This window comes from Paenibacillus sp. A3M_27_13 (genome assembly GCF_024213315.1).
GTDB classification, from domain to species: Bacteria; Bacillota; Bacilli; order Paenibacillales; family Paenibacillaceae; genus Paenibacillus; species Paenibacillus polymyxa_B.
In genome coordinates this window covers 30,840-57,631 of sequence record NZ_JANAVE010000012.1, presented here as the reverse complement: position 1 = coordinate 57,631, position 26,792 = coordinate 30,840, and the positions used below count along the sequence as shown (strand labels likewise).

General features: G+C 46.8%; 23 protein-coding genes and 1 riboswitch. Of the genes, 16 read left to right on the top strand and 7 right to left on the bottom strand.

Annotated elements, in window-relative coordinates; translation table 11 throughout:
• Positions 1-252: 252 nt before the first annotated feature.
• Positions 253-1,074, bottom strand: coding sequence for an AraC family transcriptional regulator (locus NLX82_RS25635; protein ID WP_076160600.1), 822 nt, complete (start codon positions 1,072-1,074; stop codon positions 253-255).
• 174 nt (positions 1,075-1,248) lie between these two features.
• Between NLX82_RS25635 and NLX82_RS25630 the strand changes: the two genes are divergently transcribed.
• Entirely contained in the window at positions 1,249-3,441 is a 2,193-nt protein-coding gene (locus NLX82_RS25630) for an alpha-galactosidase (protein ID WP_254349239.1), read from the top strand.
• 24 nt (positions 3,442-3,465) lie between these two features.
• Entirely contained in the window at positions 3,466-4,899 is a 1,434-nt protein-coding gene (locus tag NLX82_RS25625) for a PTS transporter subunit EIIC (protein WP_028541013.1), read from the top strand.
• 191 nt (positions 4,900-5,090) lie between these two features.
• On the opposite strand, the gene NLX82_RS25620 is transcribed toward NLX82_RS25625, so the two are convergent.
• Together NLX82_RS25620 and NLX82_RS25615 are read right to left on the bottom strand one after the other, a co-directional pair.
• A complete protein-coding gene (locus NLX82_RS25620) occupies positions 5,091-5,582 on the bottom strand; it encodes a DinB family protein (RefSeq protein ID WP_023986991.1) in 492 nt (163 codons plus the stop codon).
• Positions 5,583-5,717: 135 nt separating this feature from the next.
• On the bottom strand, positions 5,718-6,332 hold the full coding sequence (locus NLX82_RS25615) for a superoxide dismutase (protein ID WP_023986992.1): 615 nt from the start codon (positions 6,330-6,332) through the stop codon (positions 5,718-5,720).
• A gap of 521 nt (positions 6,333-6,853) precedes the next feature.
• On the opposite strand from NLX82_RS25615, the gene NLX82_RS25610 reads away from it, so the two are divergent.
• From NLX82_RS25610 to NLX82_RS25580, 7 genes are all read left to right on the top strand, one after another.
• Entirely contained in the window at positions 6,854-7,279 is a 426-nt protein-coding gene (locus tag NLX82_RS25610; RefSeq protein WP_023986994.1) for a GNAT family N-acetyltransferase, read from the top strand.
• 131 nt (positions 7,280-7,410) lie between these two features.
• A complete protein-coding gene (gene lepB / locus NLX82_RS25605) occupies positions 7,411-7,995 on the top strand; it encodes a signal peptidase I (RefSeq protein ID WP_254349238.1) in 585 nt (194 codons plus the stop codon).
• Positions 7,996-8,088: 93 nt separating this feature from the next.
• A complete protein-coding gene (gene rnhA, locus NLX82_RS25600; RefSeq protein ID WP_023986996.1) occupies positions 8,089-8,526 on the top strand; it encodes a ribonuclease HI in 438 nt (145 codons plus the stop codon).
• Between the two features lie 95 nt (positions 8,527-8,621).
• Positions 8,622-10,370 (top strand): tRNA epoxyqueuosine(34) reductase QueG, encoded by a 1,749-nt coding sequence (gene queG, locus NLX82_RS25595; RefSeq protein WP_028541010.1) that lies wholly within the window; start codon positions 8,622-8,624, stop codon positions 10,368-10,370.
• 105 nt (positions 10,371-10,475) lie between these two features.
• Positions 10,476-10,730 (top strand): YneF family protein, encoded by a 255-nt coding sequence (locus NLX82_RS25590; RefSeq protein ID WP_013308742.1) that lies wholly within the window; start codon positions 10,476-10,478, stop codon positions 10,728-10,730.
• Between the two features lie 54 nt (positions 10,731-10,784).
• Positions 10,785-11,378 (top strand): GTP cyclohydrolase I FolE, encoded by a 594-nt coding sequence (folE, locus tag NLX82_RS25585; protein WP_013308743.1) that lies wholly within the window; start codon positions 10,785-10,787, stop codon positions 11,376-11,378.
• Between the two features lie 165 nt (positions 11,379-11,543).
• Positions 11,544-12,389, top strand: a complete 846-nt coding sequence (locus NLX82_RS25580) for a lipoate--protein ligase family protein (RefSeq protein WP_076295354.1) — start codon at positions 11,544-11,546, stop codon at positions 12,387-12,389.
• Positions 12,390-12,409: 20 nt separating this feature from the next.
• On the opposite strand, the gene NLX82_RS25575 is transcribed toward NLX82_RS25580, so the two are convergent.
• Both NLX82_RS25575 and NLX82_RS25570 read right to left on the bottom strand, forming a co-directional pair.
• A complete protein-coding gene (locus NLX82_RS25575; RefSeq protein ID WP_023987000.1) occupies positions 12,410-13,789 on the bottom strand; it encodes a Fe-Mn family superoxide dismutase in 1,380 nt (459 codons plus the stop codon).
• 253 nt (positions 13,790-14,042) lie between these two features.
• Positions 14,043-15,080, bottom strand: coding sequence for an alpha/beta hydrolase (locus NLX82_RS25570; protein WP_023987001.1), 1,038 nt, complete (start codon positions 15,078-15,080; stop codon positions 14,043-14,045).
• A 298-nt stretch (positions 15,081-15,378) separates the two neighbouring features.
• Between NLX82_RS25570 and NLX82_RS25565 the strand changes: the two genes are divergently transcribed.
• Entirely contained in the window at positions 15,379-16,122 is a 744-nt protein-coding gene (locus NLX82_RS25565; protein WP_023987002.1) for an IclR family transcriptional regulator, read from the top strand.
• A 155-nt stretch (positions 16,123-16,277) separates the two neighbouring features.
• Positions 16,278-16,390, top strand: a riboswitch (TPP riboswitch).
• Positions 16,391-16,577: 187 nt separating this feature from the next.
• On the top strand, positions 16,578-18,422 hold the full coding sequence (gene thiC, locus NLX82_RS25560) for a phosphomethylpyrimidine synthase ThiC (protein WP_023987003.1): 1,845 nt from the start codon (positions 16,578-16,580) through the stop codon (positions 18,420-18,422).
• A gap of 123 nt (positions 18,423-18,545) precedes the next feature.
• Here the strand turns inward: thiC and NLX82_RS25555 are convergent, their stop codons facing one another.
• Positions 18,546-18,698 (bottom strand): hypothetical protein, encoded by a 153-nt coding sequence (locus NLX82_RS25555; RefSeq protein WP_010348453.1) that lies wholly within the window; start codon positions 18,696-18,698, stop codon positions 18,546-18,548.
• A 506-nt stretch (positions 18,699-19,204) separates the two neighbouring features.
• On the opposite strand from NLX82_RS25555, the gene NLX82_RS25550 reads away from it, so the two are divergent.
• The 3 genes from NLX82_RS25550 to NLX82_RS25540 all read left to right on the top strand — a co-directional run bounded on the left by NLX82_RS25550 (position 19,205) and on the right by NLX82_RS25540 (position 21,414).
• Positions 19,205-20,041, top strand: a complete 837-nt coding sequence (locus tag NLX82_RS25550; RefSeq protein ID WP_023987004.1) for a YitT family protein — start codon at positions 19,205-19,207, stop codon at positions 20,039-20,041.
• 501 nt (positions 20,042-20,542) lie between these two features.
• Positions 20,543-21,022, top strand: a complete 480-nt coding sequence (locus NLX82_RS27845; protein ID WP_076295352.1) for an SdpI family protein — start codon at positions 20,543-20,545, stop codon at positions 21,020-21,022.
• A gap of 44 nt (positions 21,023-21,066) precedes the next feature.
• Complete coding sequence (locus tag NLX82_RS25540; protein ID WP_254349237.1) at positions 21,067-21,414, top strand: DUF1648 domain-containing protein; 348 nt, start codon at positions 21,067-21,069, stop codon at positions 21,412-21,414.
• 73 nt (positions 21,415-21,487) lie between these two features.
• Here NLX82_RS25540 and acnA read toward each other — a convergent pair whose 3' ends face one another.
• A complete protein-coding gene (gene acnA, locus NLX82_RS25535; protein ID WP_071559304.1) occupies positions 21,488-24,199 on the bottom strand; it encodes an aconitate hydratase AcnA in 2,712 nt (903 codons plus the stop codon).
• A 421-nt stretch (positions 24,200-24,620) separates the two neighbouring features.
• Here acnA and NLX82_RS25530 point away from each other — a divergent pair, with 421 nt between their 5' ends.
• Together NLX82_RS25530 and NLX82_RS25525 are read left to right on the top strand one after the other, a co-directional pair.
• Positions 24,621-25,616 carry an amidase domain-containing protein gene (locus NLX82_RS25530; RefSeq protein ID WP_254349236.1) on the top strand — a complete coding sequence of 332 codons (996 nt, stop codon included), beginning with the start codon at positions 24,621-24,623 and terminating at the stop codon, positions 25,614-25,616.
• Between the two features lie 72 nt (positions 25,617-25,688).
• A complete protein-coding gene (locus NLX82_RS25525) occupies positions 25,689-26,777 on the top strand; it encodes a D-alanine--D-alanine ligase (protein ID WP_068939418.1) in 1,089 nt (362 codons plus the stop codon).
• Positions 26,778-26,792 lie beyond the last annotated feature (15 nt).

Below are 26,792 nucleotides of genomic sequence, written 5' to 3'. Positions count from 1 at the left end.
TTTTAAACGGTCTTTTCCAATCATGAGCTGCGCTTTTATTGTCTTTCGTAAGGCCATACGATTTATCGAAAGCTTTAAACTATCCTGCCCGTTAGCTTAATGAAGCAACGTCAGTCTAATACTTTATTTTTCAGTCTAGAACTTTATTTTCTTTTGACAATAGCGGCAGTATGGACATGAGGTTGATCCATGCTGCCGCTATTTTTCTGTTTTTGGAATGAATATGCCTAATTTAATTGCGAACGAAGCGTGTTATTTTTGGGGGTTTTTTCGGTATTCGGATGGAGTCACCTTGTTGACCGTTTTGAACATTTTGGAGAATAGGAGTACATCTTTATACCCTACAGACCGCGCAATATCTCCGATTTTAAGGGAAGTATTTCTTAATAGGGAGCACGATTTTTCAATCCTCAAATGTAATAAAAATTCCTGCGGTGACTTATTTAGTTGCTGTTTAAATAAACGATGCAAATACGAACGGTCAATTGAAATGTACTTGGCAATGTCACTTACGGTAATGAAGTGTGAATAGTTTTGCTGAATGAAGAGAAGCGCTTCTTTAATATACCGCTGCTGTCTTACTTCATGGTTGACTTCCTGATTAGGGTAATGTTCAAACATCAAATACAGAAATTCATATAGCTTGGATGCAAGCAGCAGGTCTTTGTTGGATTTCAGTGTAGAAGAAACGACGATGCTCTCCATACAGCGGGCAAGGCTACCCTCTGCTTCAAACCGGAAAATGGGATTGTCCCTATTGATACAGGTCCGGCTTAGATATTCTTTTGCTTGCACCCCATTAAAACCAATCCAGGCATATTCCCATGGGTCGACTTCGTCCGCTTCGTAGTAAATTAAAACCTTCGGCTCAATGAAGAAAGCATCGTTTTTCTCCAAATGATAGATTTTATCGTTGACTTTAAAGATCCCTTTTCCTTTTAAAATATAATGCACCATATACCCGCTTCGAATGGCTGGACCATAAGAGTGTTTGCTGGTACAGCTTTCTTTGCCACATGTGTATAAATTGAGATCCAGGTTGTTATAGGAATGATTGGAAAAGTGTGAACTCATTTGTTTTCACCCCTTAATTCATCTCTGCATATTATCACACTGTTTCATATAGAGTCTACATTATTCCATATAATTATTTAAATTATTCAATTATTATTAGGGTGTAAACAATAAGAAAACAACATAATTTATAATTTTGAAAAAACGTACTATTGGCGCTATAAGGGGGTTGCTATGACTATACACATCGATAAAGAGAATCTTTTATTCCATTTACAAGGCAGCAATACGAGTTATGTCATGCAGGTTATACGAGATGGTTATTTAGCCCATCTGTATTGGGGAAAGAAAATTCAGAACTATCGGGGAAGCAATAAGATCATCTTTATGGATAGAGGATTTTCACCCAATCCGGATGGTGAGGATCGAGCCTTTTCACTGGATACCATCCCACAAGAATATCCGTCATTTGGAAATAGTGATTTCAGGATTCCTGCGTATCAGCTTCAATTGGAGAATGGTTCTACCGTGACAGACTTTCGGTATAAAGAACATCAGGTTTACCAAGGCAAGCCCAAATTGAAAGGGCTTCCTTCTACTTATGCAGAGGATGATGGCGAAGTAGAAACTCTGGAAATCGTCCTTGAAGACCCATTAATTGATGTAAAGATTGTACTATCCTATAGCCTATATCAAAAGTGGGATGTCATCACCCGTTCAGTCCGGTTCGATAATGAAGGTCGGCAGCAGCTAAAACTGCTTAAAGCGTTAAGTGCTAGTGTGGATTTTCGTGATGATGAATACGAACTAATTACCTTGTACGGTGCGCATAATAATGAAAAAAATATAGCAAGGCGAAAAATTTTACCCGGAATTCAAATGGTAGACAGCTGCCGTGGAGCCAGCAGCCCTCAACAGGCACCCTTTATGGCACTTGTAAGAGAAGGAACAGATGAAGAACAGGGTGAAGTGTACGCCTTTAATCTGGTGTACAGCGGGAACTTTACGGCACAGGCTCAGGTAGATTCCTATCGGAACACAAGAGTCGCGATGGGGATTAATCCTTTTGATTTTACATGGCTGCTTGAACCGGAGGAATCCTTCCAAACGCCAGAAGTGGTCATGGTATACACCGAAAATGGATTGGGCGGCATGTCAAGAATTTATCATGAATTATACAGGAGCAGATTATGTCGTGGGCCTTTTCGTGACAAGGAGCGGCCGATCCTGATTAATAACTGGGAAGCCACCTACTTTAACTTTGATGCCGACAAGATTGAGCAGTTGGCGAAGGAGGCTCAAAGTGTAGGAGTGGAGCTGTTTGTACTGGATGATGGGTGGTTTGGAAAACGGGATGATGACAATACTTCATTAGGCGATTGGGTGGTGGATCGTCGCAAACTTCCAGATGGATTGCCGGATCTTGCAAACCGCATACGAAATCTGGGTATGGAGTTTGGTCTGTGGTTTGAACCTGAAATGGTATCCATAGACAGCGATTTATACAGAAAGCATTCAGATTGGTGTATCCATGTCCCTGATCGTCCGTATACGTTGGGAAGAAATCAACTGATGTTGGATTTATCGAGGAAGGAAGTGTGTGAGTACATTATTAAGTCGGTTTCCGATATTTTATCGGACGTTCCAATTACTTATGTAAAATGGGACATGAATCGTCACATGACGGATGTGGGTTCGGCAGCCTTGCCGCCTGAGAGACAAAGGGAGACGGCGCATCGTTATATCCTGGGACTCTATAATATTATGGAAGAGCTTACATCAAAGTTTCCCCATGTCTTATTCGAGAGCTGTTCTAGTGGAGGAGGTCGTTTTGATGCCGGTATGCTCTATTACATGCCTCAGACCTGGACGAGTGACAATACGGATGCCATTTGCCGACTGAAAATTCAATGGGGAACAAGTCTTGTCTACCCTCCAATTACCATGGGGGCACACGTCTCCACAGTACCCAACCATCAAGTGGGCAGAATAACTCCCTTGGAGACAAGAGGTTATGTCGCCATGGCCGGGAATTTTGGATATGAGCTAGATTTGACGACATTAACCGTTGAGGAAAAAGAAATAGTAAAAAAACAGATAGCTCTATATAAAGAAATGAGATCGCTCATTCAATTTGGGAAGTTTTACAGAATAATTAATCCGTTTGATGAAAATGAAGCCGCATGGAGCTTTGTATCAGAGGATCAAACGGAAATGGCGGCCAGCTATTTCAAGATTTTATCCCAACCTGCTGCCGCGATTAAAACATTAAAATTCAAAGGTCTGAATCCAGACTACGTTTATAGAAATGTAGAAACCGGTGAGCTGTTCGGCGGTGATGAATTAATGCATGTCGGCATAACGCTTGCCAGGGTAAAGCAGGACTTTTTAGGCATGTTCTGGAGATTTGTTAAAGAAGACATCTGACTCAGCTAGAGGAGGTTTTACTAGATGGAAGCAAAAGAAAAGCAGTATAAGCAAATTTCTCAAGAAATTTTAAAATATATCGGTGGTGAAGAGAACATTATCGGTGTGGCCCATTGTGCCACAAGATTAAGAATTGTACTTGAGGACAATGAAAAAGCGGAATTAAAAAAAATTGAAGATATTGATCTGGTTAAAGGCGTTTTCATAGCGGGGGACCAACTGCAGATCATTTTTGGAGCAGGGTTGGTCAATAACATCTATGCCGTGTTCTCCAAACTGACCGGAACAGAAGATATGTCATTAAGTGATGTCAAATCGAAGTCCGCACTAAAGCAAAATCCTTTTCAAAAAGCCATTAAATCGCTGTCAGATGTCTTCATTGAGATCATGCCGGGAATTCTTGCTGCCGCATTGTTAATGGGGATAACCGGGCTGTTAGGTCAGAAGGGGTTATTCGGTCCTAAGTCAATTGTGGAGATGTATCCAATTTTTCAAGGGATCAATCGCTTCGTTCAAATCGTTTCCACGGGTATTTTTACAATCCTGCCGCTGCTTGTTGTTTATTCCGCAACCAAGAGATACGGCGGTCGTCCTATTCTGGGGCTTGTGCTGGGTGCGATTATGCTTCATCCGGCACTGGCAGATGCTTTTGAGGTAGCTAAAGGGAGTCAAAATCCGGAATCGATCAGTCTTTTCGGCCTTCCCGTACAGTTGGTTGGATTTCAGGGCGGTATTATTATTGCTCTAATGATGGGATATGTGGTAGCCAAGTTGGATCAGTTTTTTAACAAAAAGGTTCCAGACATGATTAAACTATTTTTGGCTCCGTTGCTGACGGTCTTTATTTCTTCCCTGCTATTGTTTACGATTATCGGCCCTCTTGGGCGAGAGCTAGCCAGTCTGGTCACCGTTTCGCTGCTTTGGATGACGCAAAACCTTGGGATATTCGGTTTTATGTTTTTTGCAGGCATTCAGCAGATCATTGTTATTACAGGCTTACATCATGTTATGGGTGCGGTAGAAGCGCAGCTGTTAACCGATACAGGCAGAAATTTTATCAACCCATTGGCATCAGTAGCTTTGATGGCTCAAGGGGGCGCCGTTTTGGGGTATATTCTTTTGAATCGCAAAGACACCAAGGTTAAAGAAATGGGTTACTCTGCATTCGGGTCTGTACTTTTTGGAATCTCCGAACCAGCGATCTTCGGGGTCACTTTAAAGTATAAATTCCCCCTGATTGCTGGATGCCTTGGAGGAATGATTGCGGGAGCATATGTATATTTAAGCAAGCTGACAGCCATAGGATTCGGAACCACGGCTCTTCCTGGCTTTGCAATTGCAGCGTCAGAGAACCATGGTCATATGAATTATCTTATCGCTCATCTTATTGCCCTGTTATGTGGAGCATTATTTACATTGGCTTACGGTGCTATCAAGAGCAAGAGGTCAACACTCTGAACCAAGAGAGTATTGATAAGTTGAATAACTTAATCAGTTACAATCAGGCTTTATGAAAACGGTTAAAAGAAGAGAATATGCGTGGAATGGACAAGAGAGTATAGATGAAAAAGTAAAAGAGCCGTCCTCAGTCGTTAAAATGACCGAGGACGGCTCTGAGTCACATGAATATACTTGTATGTTCGTTAAAGCTAATCGATGCCACCATCGCTTTCAATCAGCCCTTTGCCGATTACATTGGCCGAAACCGGAGGCTTGCCTAGCTCCCGAGACCATATGGACAACTGCCCAATATGGTGGATTTGGTGGGCGATGACATGACGCATCACCTCGCCCCAGGCATCAATTACAATCCTGCCGTCCGGGAGGTGATCTTCAAACCTTTTCCGTTCCAGACCATCATGCCAGGCGAGCACGAACGGCTCGACATCGAGTCGAAACTTTGCATCCAGCTCACGGACTTTGTCGAGCGTATCATACAGAGAGAAGTCCTCCTGAAAGTCGGGTTTGCCCTGAATCGTTTGAATCCAGCTCCACTCCACATCAACGATATGAAAGAGTGTCTTTAGAATGCCGCCGACTCCGCCGACCCGTTGTTTCAGTAATTCCTCCTGCGACACCTCTTCACACCAGCGGTACCATTGTTCCCGAATCATCCAGTTGTAACGAAAAAAAGTCTGCATCCATCAACCTCCAGGGACTATATTTAAGAATCATCTCCACCAGTTTACCATGGAGTGCCAAAAGGGCTGTCTCATTCGTAGAAAATCTACTTTTGAGACAGCCCTTTATTATAGGATAGAGATGTTGTTACTGGCTTATTTCTTTGCAGCCGCGTAACGTTTGTTTACTTCATCCCAGTTGATTACATTGTAGAATGCTGCAATGTAGTCTGGGCGTTTGTTTTGATATTTCAGGTAGTAAGCATGCTCCCAAACGTCCAGTCCAAGTACCGGAGTCAGACCTTCGGACAGCGGGCTATCCTGGTTTGGAGTGCTAGTGATCGCCAGTTTGCCGTCTTTGCCGACAACCAACCAAGCCCAGCCGCTACCAAAACGTGTTGTAGCTGCTTTAGTGAAGTCTTCTTTAAATTTGTCGTAGCCGCCCAGCTCGTTGCTGATTGCTTCAGCAATAGCACCTGTCGGTTGTCCACCGCCGTTAGGACCGATAACTTCCCAGAACAGGCTGTGGTTGTGGTGTCCACCACCGTTGTTGCGAACCGCAGTGCGGATGCTTTCAGGAACGCTGTCCAGATTGGAGATCAGATCCTCCAGGCTTTTGCTTTGCAGTTCAGGAGCGCTCTCCAGAGCTGCGTTTAAGTTCGTTACATATGTGTTATGGTGACGATCATGGTGAATTTCTACTGTCAGTGCATCAATGTGCGGTTCCAGTGCGTCTTTTGCGTAAGGAAGTTCTGGTAATTGAAATGCCATAGTAAAATCCCTCCTGGTTATATGGTTGGGTAAGTGTTCCTATGTAATAATACCCTCGACAGTTATATTAAACCGCATTCAGCCTATTTAATCAACATTTTTGTTTGTAAAATAGCAAACTGGGCAATACGGCCTGGTAGCTAGCATGTCCAAAAACCCGATTGGAATACATAATACCTAGGTAATAAGAGGTAAATTGTGAACTTTAAAATGTAAACGCTTTATATACAGCGCTTACATGAGAAAAAGGGATGTATTCCATCAAAAAGTATGGTTTAATGGTCAAGGAAGCAGAAATTTCGGCTTTTTTGTCGTCTGCTATAATCTGTCATGTCTATGACATGACGAACTTGAGGGCATACACCCTTTTCCTGTTCTTCATTTCATATATAGCAGATCGTATGCATTTTTATCATAATGCCTTGTGATTAACACCATGATAAGAAATTTAAGGATTTATGTAAAAATGACGGTGCTGTCTCAATTTTTTTATTATGCTTACGAAAAGGGAGATATTACTTATGCACGTTCGTTCCTTTCAATTAAGTGATGTGAACTCAGTAACGGAACTCATGCAAATTGCCTTGTCAGAGGAGTGCTACAAAGAGACGGTGAGTGCGTTTGCCCGTCAGCTTTCGTGGGATTCCGGTTTGATCATCGTTGCAGAAGAAGAGGGTGAGATCGTTGGTGCTTTGATCGGCACGATCGATCAGAATGATGGTTGTTACTATCGTATCGCTATTCACCCGGATCGTCGTCGGATGGGAATCGGCAAATCGCTTGTGGAGTCCATGGAGCAGCGTTTTCAGCAACGTAAGGTTAGCCGTATTTGGGTAGCAGGGGACAAGCATAACAGTGCGGCCATGCCTTTGTACGAAGCGATGGGCTATGGAGCAAGCCAGATTTTACAGGCTTTTCAGAAGCTGAGTATTTTGGCGCCTCATTAATCGGGAATCGAAATAAAGAGAATTGAATAACATTAAGTATAATATTTACATTTAGAGCATATCTGAGTAACCGTTGCAATCGGGTACGGGATATGCTTTTCTATTTATAACAGGGTTGAGGAGGTTTAATTATGGACGCTTTGGCTCCTTCGCCAGGCCCGCTTCCCTCGCCGGAAACGTCCAAACCAGCAGGTCGCTCTGGTTACATACGCGATTGGTTAGTCACCCTTCTGATTGCCATGGTCGTCTTGCTGCTTCTGAACCTGTTTGTATTTAACTTGTCCACGGTCAGAGGACATTCGATGCAGCCGACGCTAATGGAAAGCCAGCATTTGTTCGTCAACAAGCTGGTTTATAATTTTCATGATCCGGGCAGGGGGGACATTGTGATTTTAAAAGATCCCGATTCCAAGCTGTCGAGTCCAAGATTTTTAGTGAAAAGAGTCATAGGTATTCCCGGAGATGTAATCCGAGTTGAACATAATCATTTGTATGTGAACGGTGAACTGCTAAATGAACCTTACACCAACTCTGACGTGGAGGATGGTGATTATGGTCCTTTTACGGTGGAGCCGGAGCACTTTTTTGTCATGGGAGATAATCGCCATACTGCAGCAAGCAAGGATAGCCGCTATTTTGGCAGCATTAAATCTCAAAATTTACTGGGACGTGCAGAATTTATATTTTGGCCGATATCTGAGTGGAAATGGCTATAGAGCAACTAAAGTCTGAAATTAATGCGGAACACGTCCGAACCGATCAGGACCATGACGGAGCAGGCGGTTACCGATTAGGAAAGGAAGAGGATTATGAAAGAAGTGATGGTATATACCGACGGTGCTTGTTCGGGAAATCCCGGTCCTGGGGGCTGGGGGATTGTTTTGCTGTATGGGGAACATCGTAAGGAGCTGTCGGGTGCCGAGAAAATGACGACAAACAACCGTATGGAGATCAAGTCCGTGATTGAAGCACTGAAGCTGCTCAAGGAGCCTTGCCATGTGAAAGTACATAGTGACTCTGCCTATGTCGTCAATTGCTTCAAACAGGGCTGGATTAAGAACTGGCTTCGTAATGGCTGGCGCAACAGTAAAAATCAGCCAGTGGAGAACAAGGAACTATGGGAAGAACTGTGGGAACTGATGGGTAAGCATGAGGTTGAATATGTGAAGGTTAAGGGGCACAGTGACAATGAACTGAATAATCGCTGTGATTTTCTGGCGACCAGTGCTGTTAAAAATTTACGGTAGCATCTGCTGCTGTTTTCTGTTGAAATTTGAGATATGAGAATTTTGCAAATCCTCATATCTGTAATGATAAAAAGTGGAAGAGAGGTGAGTATCGGATGCAACGCGGATTGACTCAGGCGGCTGCCGGAACCGCTTCGACTTGGGCTTCGCTCAAGCAGGAAATTATTGAGGCAGCTCCAGGGCTGGGTATCGACTCCATCGGGTTCGCATCCGCCGACCCCTTTCTGTCTCTGAAAGCTATATTGGAAGAGCATCGTGCGAAAGGCTATGAATCCGGCTTTGAAGAGCCAGATATTGATAAGCGGATCTACCCGGAGCTGTATGGCTCACAGCCTGCATCTCTGATTGCTATTGCGGTGGCGTACCCTTCCAAAATGAAGGACCCGCCGAAGTCGGACAAGGGGAAGTACCGTGGTATTTTGGCACGTTCAGCCTGGGGGAAAGATTATCATCTGGTACTACGCGAAGCGATGGAAAAGCTTGAGGCTTTTATAAGTGAGCGGGTACCTGATGCCATATTGAAAAACATGGTGGATACCGGAGAATTGTCGGATCGAGCCGTTGCGGAACGCGCAGGGATTGGCTTTAGCGGCAAAAATACGATGATGATTTCACCGACGCTGGGATCATGGATTTATCTAGGTGAGCTGTTGACGAACATTCCTTTCCAGCCAGATGAACCGGTAACGGATGGTTGCGGCGAGTGTACCAAATGTTTGGATGCCTGTCCTACGGGCGCGCTTGTGGGTCCTGGACAGCTGAATGCCCAGCGGTGTGTGTCCTTTTTGACGCAAACGAAGGGCTTTCTGGATGAGGAGTTTATGCGGAAGATAGGGAATCGGCTATACGGATGTGATACCTGCCAAATGGTATGCCCCAAAAATCGGGGTCTCAACTGGGATCACCATCCCGAGCTTACACCCGATCCTGAAATTGTGAAGCCGTTGCTGCTGCCGTTATTGGATTTGAGCAACCGTGAATTCAAAGACCGATTTGGACAAAGTGCGGCGGCTTGGCGGGGGAAGAAGCCCATTCAACGCAATGCAGTCATTGGACTGGGCAATTTCAAGGATATCAGCGCGGTGCCCAAGTTAACGGAGGTTTTATTGGATGATCCGCGTCCCGAGCTACGAGGCACGGCGGCGTGGGCTTTGAGTCGAATAGGAGGGGAGAACGCTATGACAGCGATCAAGCAAGCATCAGAGAAGGAACAACATGAGCAAGTACGCGAAATGATCGCGCAAGCGCATTCCAAACTAGAGGAACAAGAGCAGGCAGAACAGCAAAAGGCGTCTGAATTACCAAAATCAGAAGTAACGGCCGGAGATTCACAGGGTCCAACCACCATTTATTATGATGAGATGGAGACACCTGTGGGCACGTTGACGCTGTGCGCTACGGATCGGGGGCTTTGCCGAATAGACTATGGCGTTTTTCATGCAAAGGAAGCACTGCTTCAGCAATGGGCCCGAACATGGATTGGGGAATATGTCTATGTGCAGGAGCCGGAAAAACTGCGCGAAGCCGCGGATCAACTGCGTGAATATTTTGCGGGAGAACGACGGGAATTCAGTATAGCCTATGATTTGAGAGGCACTCCTTTTCAAGAGCAGGTATGGCGTGCACTGCAAAATATTCCGTACGGACAAAGTGTGTCCTACAAAGATATTGCAGAATCGATCGGACGAGCCAAGGCGGTACGTGCTGTGGGTGGAGCCAATAATAAAAATCCGTTACCTATTCTGTTTCCATGTCACCGGGTATCGGGTGCTAACGGAAGTTTGGTCGGTTATGCTGGAGGCTTACCAGTCAAGACGAAGCTACTGGATTTGGAGAAACAATAAGGACATATGTTTGCAAAAAGTGATTTGCTAGCTGTCCCATGTTTTGCTATGATAGGTTCGTGCAATTCAAGATGTTTCATATAAATATACAGAGGTGACGACTTCGTGGTGTGGAATATTGTCATTCCGATTATTACCCTGATTGCTGGTTTGGTTGGGGGATTTTTCATCGGTGCTTATTATCTTCGTAAACAGCTTGAAAAGATGCAAAACGACCCTGAAACGCTGCAAAAAATGGCCAAACAGATGGGTTACAACCTGAATGGGAAACAAATGCAAAAAGCCCAGCAGATGATGAAGAACCAACAGTTCTCCAAAAATCAGCCTGGTCCGCGTAAAAATCAGGGCCGTCGGAAATAATGAGCAACGTGAGCACGGATGCCGCATGAGGTTGCTGCATAGAGGAGGATTACTGTGGCTGGCGTAAAAGATTATATTAACCGCAAAGCTGCGGATAACCGGGATAAAATCGAGTACCATGTGGAGCAGATTTTACAACTGATCGGTGAGGACCCCAAGCGTGAAGGGTTGTTGGAAACACCGGCACGCGTTGCGCGCATGTATGAGGAAATATTTGCGGGTTATGAGGTTGATCCCCGGGATGCGTTGGGTGTGACATTTGACGAGAATCACGAGGAGCTTGTGATCGTGAAGGACATCGTCTATTACAGCCAGTGTGAGCACCATATGGCTCCTTTCTTCGGAAAAGTGCATATCGGCTATGTACCCAGCGGCAAAATTGTAGGACTGAGCAAGCTTGCACGCCTGGTAGAGGCAGTAACCCGCCGATTGCAGGTACAGGAGCGTATTACATCACAGATCGCTGATATTTTAAATGAAGCGGTCTCCGCTCACGGGGTTATGGTGGTCGTGGAAGGTGAGCACCTGTGCATGTGTGCAAGAGGTGTCAAAAAGCCTGGTAGCAAAACGGTAACGTCTGCGGTACGCGGTACGTTTCGTGATGATGCAGCGCAGCGCGCAGAGTTTTTGTCGCTGCTCAAGGATTGATCGAACATCGCAAGACGTTTATGTGATGAACAAAAAAAGGGTGGTTTACGCATAGGCGTAGCCACCTTTTTTTGTTAACATCAGAAATAGAGACGACGGGATAGCTGCCTTAAAATTACGATTTGCCTATGGATAACAGTTATTTTTATAGATAGGGGATAACGTATGGAGAATGTACATAGATCAACGGAAAAAACAACAGCTTTGCCTGAGTTACAGTGGTTTGAAACGCCACTCGCGGCCACTCAGGAGGATGTTTTGTCTCCGCTGGCTTGGGAGGAGCTGGCTTGTCGGCAAGTAGGGAAAGGAGCTACACCCATTTTGCATCTATGGCGGCATCCGTCAGCGCTTGTGATCGGTCACCGGGACCGCAGGCTTCCCTACGCCCCACAGGCGATGGAACGAGTGCGCAACGCGGGAACCTCGGTATGCGTGCGCCCCTCGGGTGGAGCAGCCGTCATGCTGGACAGAGGGGTACTGAACCTGTCCTTAATCCTGCCGAATCCACAGCGGGCCATCAGCCTACATGAGGATTTTCGGCTCATGGCAGCGCTAATTGCCGATGCGCTGGTTCCGTGGTCTGGCGAGGCGCAGACCGGAGAAATCCTCGGGTCCTTCTGTCCCGGGGATTACGATGTCAGCGTCCGGGGCCGCAAGTTTTGCGGCATTGCACAGCGGCGCCAAGCCAAGGCGTATATCATCACAGCCTTCGTGATGATTGAGGGCAGCGGTGCAGAGCGTGCACAGGCGGTGCAGCATTTCTATACAGAGGCAGCCGGGGACACATCGGCAGGCGTGCAGCAGCAGGATTACCCCCGGGTGAATCCAGCAACGATGGGTAGCCTGGCAGAGCTGGCTGGAGTGCCGTCTGTTGAGGCGTACACGGCATCTCTGCGCCGTGTCGTTGAGAGCCGGACAGCCATTTTACCTGCCGATGGCTGGTTGGTACAACTGGAAGGATTGACCGAACAAATGGCAGCGCTCAGAGAGCGATACGATTTGCAGGTGTAGTTTTTCTTTAGCTTAGAAGCTTAGAAGGGTTGCCATCTCAGTTTGGAGGCTTGATCGTAGCGCGCTTCCACTTCAGGCCAGTTAACGACATGCCACCAATCCTCAATGTATTTGTTACGCTCATTTTGATGCTTTAAGTAATATGCATGTTCCCATACATCTATCGCCAGCAGCGGAATGGACTCCCATTGAGTCAGATTCTGGTGCTTTTCGGCCTGCAAAATTTCAAGCCGGCCCGCGCGTGGACTCCATACCAGGATAGCCCAGCCGCCACCCTCGACCTTTTCGGCTGCCGAGCTGAATTGCTTTTTGAACGCATCGTAGCTGCCAAAATCCTTTTTAATCTGTTCAGCCAGCGGTCCGCTTGGGTTTCCACCACCTTTAGGACTCATGATCGTCCAAAAAAGAGTATGCAGATAATGGCCTGCGCCGTTGAATGCCAGTTCACGTTCCCAATGTTTTACGAGGTCAAAATCACCTGTTTTTCGGGCTTCTTCCAGCTTCTTTTCCGCTTTATTCAGGTCATTCACATAGCTCAAATGATGCTTATCATGGTGAATACGCATCGTTTTCTCATCAATATACGGTTCAAGCGCATTATAGGGGTAAGGGAGCGGCGGTAGGCGATGTCCCCCAATAGGAACCGAGCGGCCGATTGAGGTTTTTTCCGTTGCCGAAGGTTGCGCTTGGCTGGATTTGACGCTTTTAGTCGTCCATGCGCCTTCTCCCCTTATGCCTGCCTGCCGTTCTCGAAACGCTTCCTCTGGGTAATTCTCACCCTCTGCCGCTACATGATACAACCTAGCAGCCCTTGCGATGGAGCCAGGTTCTTGAAAGGGGGTTGTCGAGATTAGGAAATATTGGCTTTCATGTGCCGCGTGTAATACAACTCCGGCAGATTTTGGCTGCTGACGCAATGCATGACTGTGCTCGCTCAGCAGACCGAGCTGTCGTACATACTCCTGTGACTGACGGTTTGCGGTTTGCAGCAAATCGTCCAGTCGACGATTTAATTCTTGTGAGTCAGGCTGAGAGTTTAAGGCTGACTCTGACAATGGCATCTTTACAGATGATGATGCGTCTAATCCCCTTGACTGTTTTGAATGTCCAGTGAATTCGTGTGTATGTGCTTGTGGAGCAGCCGACATCTGTTTCCATTCCTGATGCCACGCCTGATCTGCCGGATCGAGTACGCTCCGTTGCTCTTCTAGCAACTCTATGGCGGTGCGTTCCGTCTGTTCGAATACAGTCCGCCAATCATCCAGCAACCGTACATAAGTTGGCTCCAATCCCTCGGTAGCGGATTTAATCACTTCCACATGCCAACTTTCCTGCTGCTTCCAATGCCGAATTTCCTCCAGCACACGTAAGGGCAGGAAAGACCCATAAGTACTCAGCATCGTTTTTTTACCTCCCGTATCCTACTATGGCTATCCGGCGGATCTGGCAGATCTGCCCTGGATGCATACGTACCCAGTATATTCGCTGTCTCATCAGGAATATGTCTATGAACTCCCTTAATCCGGTCACATCTGTTACGTAAAACAATGAATACCCATGGAAAACGAAAAAGAAGCCCAGCTACGGCACGGGTTAAGTGTCCATAGGCAGGCTTCTTCCAGGCGAAGAATAGAATACAGTTCTTCGAAAAATTTACTTCGTAGTCGTTTGTTTGTGGGCATCAGCGATGGTTTTCTTGTCCTCCAGCTCCTGTACACTGCTTAGAAACGTCGATACCCGTCGCAAATATTCACGAGGGTGCTCTCTGAAAATAAGCTCATGTATCCCGTTTTTAACAATCCATACACTGGAAAGCGGGTTGGTTTGATTGGCAGCGAGCTTTTCCGCAATAGGATAAGGAGCTTTTTCATCCTGTGTACCATGCACAAACATGATCGGGAACGGATAGTTTTCCTTTTTAACTTCCTGATATGGAATTTGATGCAAGCTGGTTCCGTTCAAGACTGGAAACAGCAACTCCAGAATTTCCAAAGACGGATGTCTTGGCAGATTAATTTGATTGTGAATGTTATGGTACAGCGTATCTGGCTCCAGCAGGAAGGTGCTGTCCAAAATCATTGCGTCCACATCCTTGGTTTGCAAGCCCGCCTGAAGAGCGGTTCCTGCCCCCATGGAGAAGCCCCATACGATAATCTCCGACGAGCCGCGTTGCTTCGCAAGCTGAATTGCTCCGAGGAGCTGTTGGGATTCTGCTTTGCCTCCGGTTGCGACTGCTTTGCTGTTTTGTGACGCAAATCCATAATCGAACATGACCACATTAAAGTTCAAACTGTGGGCATAATGCGCCAGATCATACATGGGAATCCAGCTTTCTTCGCGGTTAGCCCCATAGCCATGACTGAAAATAATCGTTTTCCGCGATTGGTCCGCCGGGATATACCAGCCTTGTACCATGCGGCTACCATCCTTGGCAGGGAAGCTGACTTCCTCATAAGGCATGCTTTTAGCCTGCATCGGATTAGAGTACAGTGGTGCAACGGTGGGATTCGTAAGTACCCATGCGATGTAAGCATGCAAGGCAATAAAACAAAACAACAGAAAAAAGACGACCGACAGCAGCAGAGCAATCACAACGTGCTTGAACCGCAGCAGACGGGGATTAAAGAGTGGGGTGGACGGCTCCTGAACAGCGGTCTGTAGCTGAGCGTTGCGCTGGGATGTCGAAATCATGTAAGAGCCTCCTTATATAAAATTGATCTTCGTTTCATAGAATTTAGGTATAATTCCACTTGAAAATAGTAGTGTAGATCCGTATAGATACCTATTATCGTATGATGGGGATTATCCAAAGTCAACGCCTGAACCGGAAAAGTAAAAATGATGCAAAGAATTGTCGATGTTTGTTCTCGTTCTGTAATATGGTTGTCACAAAAACATCGGTTTACAGTAGCCGCGACTATTCTATATAATTTATGTAACCATGTTTCATAGTGTGAAACGAATATGGATACAAGAGGAGCGGTTCACGATGGAAGACCGTAAATTAACCGTTCGCGCTGTAGAGCGTGCACTTGATATACTGCTGTGTTTTACCGCAGATTCGGATCTTGGCCTGACGGAGATTGCCTCCAAAATTGGTCTACATAAAAGCACGGTTCATCGGCTGCTGACTACGTTGGAGGATCGGGGCTTTGTCGTTCGGAATGCCGAAACGGAAAAATATCGACTTGGCTTCCGCATTTGGGAGCTATCCACGCACTTGTCCCAAAGCGACGAGCCGGCGGTGTTGTTACAGCCTGCAATGGAAGGACTACGTGATCGTCTGGGCGAGACGGTCAGCTTGTACTTACGGGACGGCAGCATGCGTATTCGCATACAAGCCGTGCAGAGCAATCAGGCGATCCGCAGGGTTGCGCCTGTAGGTGCGCGTATGCCGCTGGCTGTAGGGGCCTCCAGCAAAGTGCTGGCAGCCTTTATGCCGCCGCAGGAGCTGGAAGCCCTGCTAAGCGGGGATGAATGGCCGTCCTCAGTAGACCCGGAGGTCTATAAAGCCCAGCTGCAGGACATTCGCGAGAAGGGCTATGCGACCAGCTATGAAGAACGGGAGCCAGGGGCTGCTGCTGTGGCTGCCCCAATTGTAAACCGGAAGGGACAGGTCACTGCGGCTTTATCTGTATCCGGTCCGGTCAGTCGGCTTGCACCCGAGACGCTACATGACTTTGCTCCGATTTTGATTGAAGCGGCGAAGGAAATGGGGCTTATGCTTCCGTAACAAGAATGAACACAGTTGAAGCAAGCAGAGTGATTTGATGGGGAGCGTCTCCTTGGTAAAGGGAACCTAGAAGGGTTGCCAAAGCCATAAATTTAAAGTAGTCTGGTAAGGATGGCGGGATATCTGTTATAGCCGCCTCATGTGAATAGAAGTATCACAGTTACTGGGGGAGCCTGTAATGCCGGGCTGAGATGGAATCGTGCAAGATTCCGGACCCTTTGCACCTGATCTGGATCATACCAGCGTAGGGAAGTAATCGGCCATTGAAATGTATACGCGGCTGCTGTCTACGGTGACGCATTGGAATAGGATTATTCCACATGCGTACTGTCTGGATAGCTGCCTCGTTAGATTAGCCGGTTCCCTGGGGAACCGGCTTTTTTGCATAGATCAGCGCCACCCTGGGAATGGTTCCGGATCGGTGTGTCATTTCATCGAAACGGGAGGAATGGACAATGAAGCCGACAGAAGTAGAAGGAACAAAAGGAACAGAATTGAAATCAACAGAAGTAAGATTGGTAGGAACAAAAGAAGTTGAGGTAGAGAAGACAAACGGGGAGCAAGCCAGAGGGGTAACGCCCTTTCCAGGGAGCCGTAAGGTATATATTCAAGGCTCACGGCCGGACATTGCCGTGCCAGAGCGCGAAATTGCTCTTCATCCTACACATACGCCGCAGGGCACGGAGCATCATGAGCCATTGCGTGTGTACGATACGAGCGGTCCCATGACCGACGAAGCCTATCAGGTCGATATCCGTCAGGGCCTGCCTCCATTACGGCGAGCTTGGGCCCTGGAACGGGGCGATGTGGAGGCTTACGAGGGACGCGCCGTCAAACCGGAGGATAATGGACTGAAACCTGGCTCCAAACGGGAGACAGTTGAATTTCCCGGCGTGACCAACCGTCCGCTTCGTGCTTCGCAAGGTCGTACAGTGACGCAAATGCATTATGCGCGGCAAGGGATCATTACGCCCGAAATGGAATTTGCGGCGATCCGCGAAGGGGTGGAGCCTGAGTTTGTACGGCAGGAGTTGGCGGCTGGACGAGCCATTTTGCCTTCGAATATCAATCACCCGGAAAGTGAGCCAATGGTCATTGGGCGTCATTTTCACGTGAAGATCAATGCGAACATTGGTAATTCTGCGGTTACCTCCTCCATCGAGGAGGAAGTGGAGAAAATGACCTGGGCTGTGCGTTGGGGCTCGGATACAGTTATGGACCTGTCCACAGGCCGTAATATCCATACAACACGTGAATGGATCATTCGGAATTCTCCTGTACCGATTGGGACTGTACCGCTGTATCAGGCACTTGAAAAGGTGAACGGCGAAGCAGAAGCGCTGACGTGGGAGCTGTATCGCGATACGCTGATTGAGCAGGCGGAGCAGGGAGTGGACTATTTTACAATTCATGCGGGTGTATTGCTGCGGTATATACCGATGACGGCGAATAGAATGACGGGAATTGTATCCCGTGGTGGGTCGATCATGGCAGCCTGGTGCCTTGCGCACCATCAGGAGAATTTTTTGTATACGCATTTTGAAGAAATCTGCGAAATTATGAAAGCTTATGATGTGGCCTTTTCTCTCGGAGATGGTCTACGTCCGGGTAGCATCTATGATGCGAATGATGAAGCACAGTTTGCAGAGCTGGAAACGTTGGGCGAGCTAACGCAAATCGCCTGGAAGCATGATGTTCAGGTCATGATTGAAGGGCCAGGACATGTCCCTATGCATAAAATCAAAGAGAATGTGGATTTACAAATGGAGATTTGTAAGGAAGCTCCTTTCTATACCTTGGGGCCACTCACGACGGATATTGCCCCCGGATATGATCATATTACCTCAGCCATCGGGGCGGCGATGATCGGTTGGTTCGGGACGTCCATGCTGTGCTATGTTACGCCTAAAGAGCATTTGGGTCTGCCGAATAAGGATGATGTCCGCGAGGGTGTCATTACTTACAAAATTGCGGCACATGCTGCCGATCTGGCGAAGGGTCATCCACGGGCACAGCAGCGGGATGATGCTTTGTCCAAGGCACGCTTTGAGTTCCGCTGGCGGGACCAGTTCAATCTGTCGCTTGATCCCGAGCGGGCCTTGTCCTACCATGATGAAACGCTACCGGCAGAGGGCGCCAAGGAAGCACATTTTTGCTCGATGTGTGGTCCCAAATTTTGTAGTATGCGCATCACGCAGGACATTCGCGCTTATGCAGCGGATAAGGGGCTGAACACTCAAGAAGCAGTAGCTGCCGGGATGCGTGAGAAGGCAGAGCAGTATCGGGATGGCGGTCAGTAAAACGAACGTGTGAGTTTAGGAACAAATGAACTAAAAAAAGCCGTGGTTCTCTACAGTCGATGTAGGAAACTACGGCTTTTTAGCTTATGTAAAGTGGGATATTGCAACCGGATAAACGGCGCCTTATTTTTTACCCATTTTTTCATTCAAAATGTCCTGAAAGCTGAGCTTCTTCTCCGAGCTATCTTCTTTCTTCTGCATACTCACCGCGTTGGCACGTTGGTATTGGTGGTGAAAGGGCATCAGGGTGTGGACGGTTAAGTTCATTGTATTCATGTAGGTCATTCCTCCAATTCCATATTGTCAAATTCAGATTGAGTTGCTTAGAACGTCTGTATAGGACTATTTGTATGTACTTGATGTCGTGATGCTATGTAGGTTGCTTGGTAATGTTTCAATCATTATACCCACATTTTTTCAAAGTAAAACGCTTTTGACATAAAACAGGAAGATGGTCATATGTGTCCAAAATGTCGATTAGGAGGATGGTCGTTTTAGAGGAAAATGTGCCTAGGTCTAAAACAAGGGCTAGAGGCCCGTTTTCTTAGTTTAGTAGTCGGGATTGTGTTATTTTGTCGAATAACCTTGTAAAAGGAGAATTTTGCGGAATCCAAGTCAGGATTGAGGCAGTCTGGTGGCGAATTAAAGTGTCAAAGTTGTATTGACTTTATGTTTGGTAGTAGATACCATGAACTGGTTGTCAGCGTATTTTGGCAACAAGAGTCAGCCAATCCATCTGGCGATTCATCCTTTGAAATGTTAGAGAAAGGATTAGAGCATATATGAAAAAAAGTATTGCAGATATCGCATTTATTATTCTGGGTGCGTTTTTTTTCGCGCTAGCTGTTAATCTGTTTGTGATCCCGAATGAGTTTGGTGAGGGGGGCGTTACAGGGGTTACGATCATTTTGTACTACCTGTTTCAGTGGTCTCCCTCGATCGTCAATCTGGTGATCAATGGCTTGCTGTTGATTGTCGGATATAAATTTTTGGACAAGAGAACGACCCTGTACACTATAATTGCGGTCGCTTTTAACTCGCTGTTTCTACATTTAACGGTCAACTGGCGGATTGATTCGCATGAGCCGACGATTAATGCTGTATTTGCCGGAGTTTTGGTGGGGGTCGGCATTGGCTTAATTGTACGTGTAGGTGGCACTACGGCGGGAACGGTCATTTTAGCCCGAATTGCCAACAAGTATCTGGATTGGAATATCAGCTATGGCCTGCTGTTTTTTGATTTGATTGTCGCGTTCTCTTCCTATTTTATTATTGGTCCAGAAAAATTGATGCTAACTATCGTTATATTGTACGTTGGTACGAAGGTGATGGACTTCATGATCGAAGGACTAAACCCTAAAAAAGCGGTCATGATCATTTCGGAGCACCAAGATAAAATTGCTGAGATGGTCATCACGAAAATGGATCGTGGAGTTACCGTCCTGTCAGGCCACGGATATTACACTAAAAATCCAAAAGAAGTGCTGTATATCGTCATTAGTAAACAAGAGGTATCAGCGCTTAAAAAGATAGTGAAAGCCATCGACACAGCAGCATTTATCACCATTCATGACGTGCGGGATGTGTTCGGAGAGGGCTTTTTGGATATTTCGAAGTAACTCGCGTGCGAAGGTAAGGTTATAAGAGAACGTGGCTAGAAGTCGGTCCTGAGGGATCGACTTTTTTTGTTTTTGTGATGTTTATTTTAATAATCGAAATAGAGTAGATAGATAATAAGTTCTTTTCGAAATAGAAGAAAAGATATTTTTTTTAAAAATATATTGAATGTGACTTTGATCTCTTATTTTTTTGAAAAATATGTATTATGCTCAGACAATGATATATATTTTATACAAATATATTAATTTTTTACCATTAAAGTGTTATAAATCTAAGTAAAGAATCTTATTGCATCTACTTCTAAAATCAACTGAAAATCAGTTCGAAGTGAGGTTGTTTTGAGTGGAGAATAACTATGATTTAAAAAAAGAATTTAAAAAGCCGTGGATTCAGATTTCTATTTTATTTATTATATTGCATTTCATAAATTCATTTATTGTATTGCCTTCAATGAACCCTCTAAAGCTCCCTCTAGCTTTTTTATTGTGTCATCAGGAGCGATGATTATCTCTTTTCTTATTGTTGTCTTGTACCCAAAATTCTCGAAACATAGAGAACAATTTTCTGAAAAAAATTTGGTTCCATATCGTAAATTATGTTCCAGTGTGTTTGTTGTTCTAAATTTTATTTTTCTTTTTTTAATGTTACTGTATTCAAATGCTATTTACTTCAGTCCCTTAAATATAGTTTTACTGGTTTCAGCGATATCGCACTTAACAGTAGGTGTCACATTCCCTAAATTAACACCTAACCGTCTAATTGGTTTGAAGTTCCCTTGGCTACTTTCGAATGAAATGGCATGGAAGAAGACGCATCGTATCTCTGCTTATATTTGGATAGCCTTTGGCTTAATCGGGATCGCTATAGGATTAGGACAAGAAGTTAATGTGTATATGGTGCTCGCTTCTTGTTTACCGACGATGATTAGTTTTGTTACTTCTCTCTTTCTAAGCCATAGGTATAAAAATATAGACTGCTGATATCTGTATAATGCGGATCGATTTAGCATATTAGGGGGATTTCCATGAGAAGTAAATTAAATTTTTCTAATGTATTGTCTTTTCTTATTTCTGTTTTGCCTTTCATTATCTACCTTTTCATGTATCCGAGAATGCCTAGGAATGTAGCAATCCACTACAATTTCAATGATGTGCCTGACCGTTTTGTTGACAAATCCTCCCCTGAGGTATGGTTGTTGTGTGGAGTTAGCCTCATATCTTTTATAATTATGCTTATGCTCCAACCCTATTTCAGTCGTCAGTTCAAGAGCGAAGAAGGCTCTGCAATCATGGAAAGCCTGCCTGGTCTCTTCACACTTCTTATAACCCTCGTATTTGCAATCCTGGGTATATGTTTTCTTTTAAAGGCCTGAAGCATGTAAAAAATCCCCTCTCAATGTGCAGTTTCCACTGCATTTGGAGGGGATTTTGTTATTTATACGCTCTTTACTCTTGAATCATTTGACGCAATACGGTTTGCAGAATACCACCGTTGTGGTAGTAGTCGATATCGACAGTGCTGTCCAAACGGGCAATTACCGGGAATTCGAACTTCGTGCCATCCTCGCGTTTAGCCACAACCGTAAGCTCTTGACCAGGCTTCACGTCATTGTCGATGCCAAGAATGTCAAACGTTTCACGACCGTTCAGACCCAAGCTGGACCAGCCATAGCCTTCCTGGAATTGCAGAGGCAGTACACCCATGCCGACCAGGTTACTGCGGTGAATCCGCTCGAAGCTTTCGGCAATGACAGCCTTAACACCCAGCAAAAGCGTACCTTTGGCCGCCCAGTCACGGGAACTGCCTGTGCCGTATTCCTTACCAGCAATGACGATCAGGTTCTGATCGGCTGCCTGATATTTCATGGATGCATCATAGATGGACATTTCCTCATCCGTTGGCAAGTATTTGGTCACGCCGCCTTCAGTACCTGGAGCCACATTGTTGCGGATACGGATGTTGGCGAATGTACCGCGCATCATGACCTCGTGGTTACCGCGACGGGAGCCGTAGGAGTTGAAGTCCTTGCGTTCCACGCCATGCTCCTTCAAGTACAGTCCTGCCGGGCTGGAAGGGGCAATGTTGCCTGCTGGTGAGATATGGTCCGTTGTGACCGAATCATTCAACAGGGCAAGCACACGGGCATTACGGATTTCCTTGATATCCTGCACGCCATCCTGAAGTTTTTCAAAGAATGGTGGATTTTGAATATAAGTTGATTTTTCATCCCATTCATACAGTTCGCCTTCAGGAACCGGAATGGAGTTCCATTTTTCGTTGGCAGTAAATACATTCTCATATTTACGACGGAACATATCCGGGCTGAGAGACAGGCTGATGGCTTCCTTGATCTCCTCGGAGGTTGGCCAGATATCTTTCAGGTAGACAGGCTGATTGTCCTGATCGTAACCGAGCGGATCATTCACCAAATCAATGTTCACTGTGCCTGCCAGCGCATAAGCGACAACCAGTGGCGGTGAGCCGAGATAGTTGGCTTTTACTTGCGCATGCACACGACCTTCAAAGTTCCGGTTGCCGGAAATGACTGCTCCAACCGTCAAATCATTGTCTGTGATGGCTTGACTCACTTCGTCAGGAAGTGGGCCGGAGTTACCGATACAGGTTGCGCAGCCGTAGCCTGCTACATGGAAGCCGAGGGCTTCGAGCGGTCCGATTAATCCGGCTTTTTGCAGGTACTCCGTCACGACGAGGGAGCCTGGTGTCAAGCTGGTTTTAACATAGCCCGGCTTTTTGAGCCCGCGCTGCACTGCTTTTTTGGCCAGCAAGCCCGCACCGAGCATAACGCTTGGATTGGAGGTATTCGTGCAGCTTGTGATAGCTGCAATAACGACTGCTCCTGTACCCAACTCGCTGGTGGAGCCGTCCGGATGGGTCAGCGGAATCTTCTGTGCGATTTTTTCATCGCTCAGTCCATAGCCGCCCTTGTCCACCGGGGTACGGATAATGCCTTCAAACGTTTCTTTCATGCGGCTAAGCTCAACACGGTCCTGCGGACGTTTGGGTCCGGCGAGACTCGGTACAACCGAAGCCAGATCCAGCTCAATGGTATCGCTGAACACAGGGTCCGGTGTATCGGATGTGCGGAACATGCCTTGGGCTTTGTAATATTCCTCTACGAGGCTTACTTGCTCATCGGAACGTCCGGTGCTGCGCAGGTAGGCCAGCGTTTCCGCATCGACCGGGAAGAAGCCAATCGTTGCGCCGTATTCCGGTGCCATGTTGGCAACTGTCGCACGGTCAGCCAAGCTGATGTTAGCCAGACCAGGCCCGTAAAATTCCACGAATTTGCCGACTACGCCTTTTTTACGCAGCATTTGCGTTACAGTGAGCGCCAGATCGGTGGCGGTAGAGCCTTCCGTCAGACTGCCTGTCAGCTTGAAGCCAATCACATCGGGAGTGACAAAATACAGCGGTTGCCCCAGCATACCCGCCTCTGCCTCAATCCCGCCGACACCCCAGCCAACAACACCAAGGCCGTTAATCATCGTGGTATGGGAGTCTGTTCCCACGAGGGAATCCGGGAAGACGACCGTTTCGCCGTCAATGGTTTTGGTGGCGGCCACGGAGGCGAGATACTCCAGATTGACCTGATGGACGATACCGGTGGACGGCGGTACAGCACGGAAGTTGTTGAACGCCGTTTGCGCCCAACGCAGAAAACGGTACCGCTCCTCGTTGCGTTCAAACTCTACATTAATATTGTAGTCCAGCGCGTCACTGGTACCGAAAGCATCGACCATGACCGAGTGGTCGATAACGAGATCGACAGGGACGAGCGGATTGATTTGTTTCGGATCACCGCCCGCTTTTTTCACCGTATCACGCATAGCTGCCAAATCGACAACCACCGGGACACCGGTAAAATCCTGTAGCACGATACGTGCAGGAATGAACGGAATCTCCTTGTTGGTGTCACGATCCTCAGCCCATCCTGTCAGCTGTTGCACATGTTCTTCTGTAATGGCGCGTCCGTCAAATTGGCGAACCGCAGCTTCCAGCAACACTTTAATGGAGAAAGGCAGCTTGGCAATACCGCTCTTTCCTTGTTCCTCCAGTGCCTTAAGACTATAGTAGCGATAAGGCTTACCGTTAACTTCGAGACTACGGGCAATGGAGAATTGATCTTTTCCTGACATAAGTATTACCTCCTTGAAGTGGATGCTTGGGGGAAAATAGGGATGTCGTTTTTTCGACGTCTTGCACAGTTGGTTTAAATTGGTTGCGTTCTCAATTACATCTTCAGTGGTTCATTACGTGTTAGAGGTTGCGATCAATGTAATTTGTTTCATTAGATGAAACGTGATTTCAAAATGATTGCTTTTGGATTAAGTATACCGTTTTCAGACGGTTCCGTAAAGTTTTTTTGGCCTAAATGATGCGTTGCAGATTGGAAAATAAAACGTTCCGCTCCCTCGCGTTTCGATGTTCATACCAAGCTTTAGAGATTCATACTTATAGTATAGAGAGCATATCAGACCAGAGAGGGAAGAAAGGAAGTTATTCATCATTCCGGTTATCCCCGGAAAAGGATAGCGGGACGAATATGGAGGGATTGGGATGGGGGAGCGGGAATGGAAACAGGCCCTTTTTGCTTACGTGAATCAATACAATCGCAGTGAGGTGAATGGTATACCGCAGCCAGATGAGTATCTGGAGGTGGGTCAGCGGATGGAACGAGCAGCACGTGCGGCCAGATTGGAGCAGTGGTACAACGAACGGGATGCTGTTCCCCTACGCAGCGAGACACGCGCCAAGCCGCTACGAATGGTGCAGGATACTCCGGATGAGGCTGTGGTAGATGTACAACTGCATGTCCGACTCTTTTATGAGAAGGGCGGGATGACTCACCGGGAGGATCGGATTGAACGGGAGCGTCTGACGTTCACACGCGAGGGTGAAGCCTGGCAGGTAGCGAGAATTGAGCGCGATCCGGCAGAAAGGAAGCCAGCGGGGGGAGAGGTTCCTTTTGAACAGGCTTCGTTTAATCAAGGAGGAAATCTGCCGCTGCTGAATCGCGGTGTGCTGGGCTTCGGTTCATCAGCACGTCCCAGCCGATATCGCCGCGAAGAAGCAGCGGCCTATGCAGATCAGTGGTGGGATAGCTTCAATCCAGAGTTTGAAGGTTTTGATGTGGATTGCACCAATTATATCTCGCAATGCCTCTTTGCAGGGGGAGCACCGATCCACTATACTGGTAAAAGAGAATCGGGCTGGTGGTATAAAGGACGGGTTGCCGGACGTGAGCTGTGGAGCTACAGTTGGGCAGTTTCCAACAGTCTAGAGCGGTATTTGGGCTCCAGCTCATGGGGGTTGACCGCTGAGCAAGTGAGTCGCCCAGAGCAGCTCATGCTGGGGGACGTCATTTTTTACGATTGGGATGGTGACGGAACCTTCCAGCACAGCACGGTGGTCACGGCCTTTGATGCGGGCGGCATGCCGCTAGTCAATGCACATACGGTAAGCTCCAGACATCGTTATTGGGACTATAAAAATTCGTATGCGTGGACCGACAACACGGTATATCGCTTTTATCACATCGCCGACTATTTTTAAATGAGATGATGGATAACAGGTACAGTGATGCAAATCAGTCACATGACGAAAGCAGGAAAGCGGAGGATAGGCATGGCAAATCAAAAATTGACCGTAGGGCTGGTGTACGGTGGCAAATCGGGTGAACATGAGGTTTCGCTGCAAACGGCGTATGCGGTAATGAACGCTTTTAACTATGAGAAATACGAGATTATTCCTTTTTATATTACGAAGGCTGGCGATTGGCGTAGAGGGGCGCTATTAAGCGCTCCTCTGGCTTCTGTAGAGCAATTGAAGCTGGAACGCGCAGAGGGTGGCACCAAGGCGGCATTAGATACATTGTTCGGCAAGCTGTACGGAGAGCAGACGCTGGATGTGCTATTTCCGTTGCTGCACGGTACCTTTGGCGAGGACGGAACGATTCAGGGTCTGTTCGAAATGGCGGATATGCCTTATGTCGGTGCAGGAGTGCTGGCTTCGGCAGCAGGTATGGATAAAGGCGTCATGAAGAAGCTGTTTGAGCATGCAGGATTGCCGCAAGTGAAATACTGTTATTTTAATAGTACACAGTGGGCCCAAACCAGTCATGATCTGGTGCGTAACATGGAAACCGAGCTAGGTTATCCTTGCTTTGTCAAACCAGCCAATCTGGGATCAAGTGTCGGTATTTCCAAAGCCAGCAACCGAGAAGAGCTGGAAAAGGCTGTAGATCTGGCTTTGCAATTTGACCTAAAGGTGATTGTCGAGGAGTACGTCGATGCCCGTGAGATTGAGGTCAGCGTACTGGGCAATGATGAGCCGATTGCCTCGGTACCGGGTGAAATTGTATCGGCGAGTGATTATTACGATTACGCTGCCAAATATACGGATGGCCAATCGGAAATGCTTATTCCGGCACCGTTGGATGAGGAAGTGGCAGATCGTATTCGTGAAGCCGCATTGCAAGCATTCCGCGCTCTAGAAGGCTGCGGGATTTCCCGTGCCGATTTCTTCGTCAGACGCTCGGACGGACATATCCTTATTAATGAAGTGAATACAATGCCTGGTTTTACACCGTTCAGTATGTATCCATTACTGTGGAGAGAAACAGGCGTATCCTATGCAAGTCTGCTGGACCGCATGATTGCCCTTGCACTGGAGCGTTATGAGCGCAGGTCGGCACTGCACTACGAGAACTCATAAACGAAACAAAGGGGA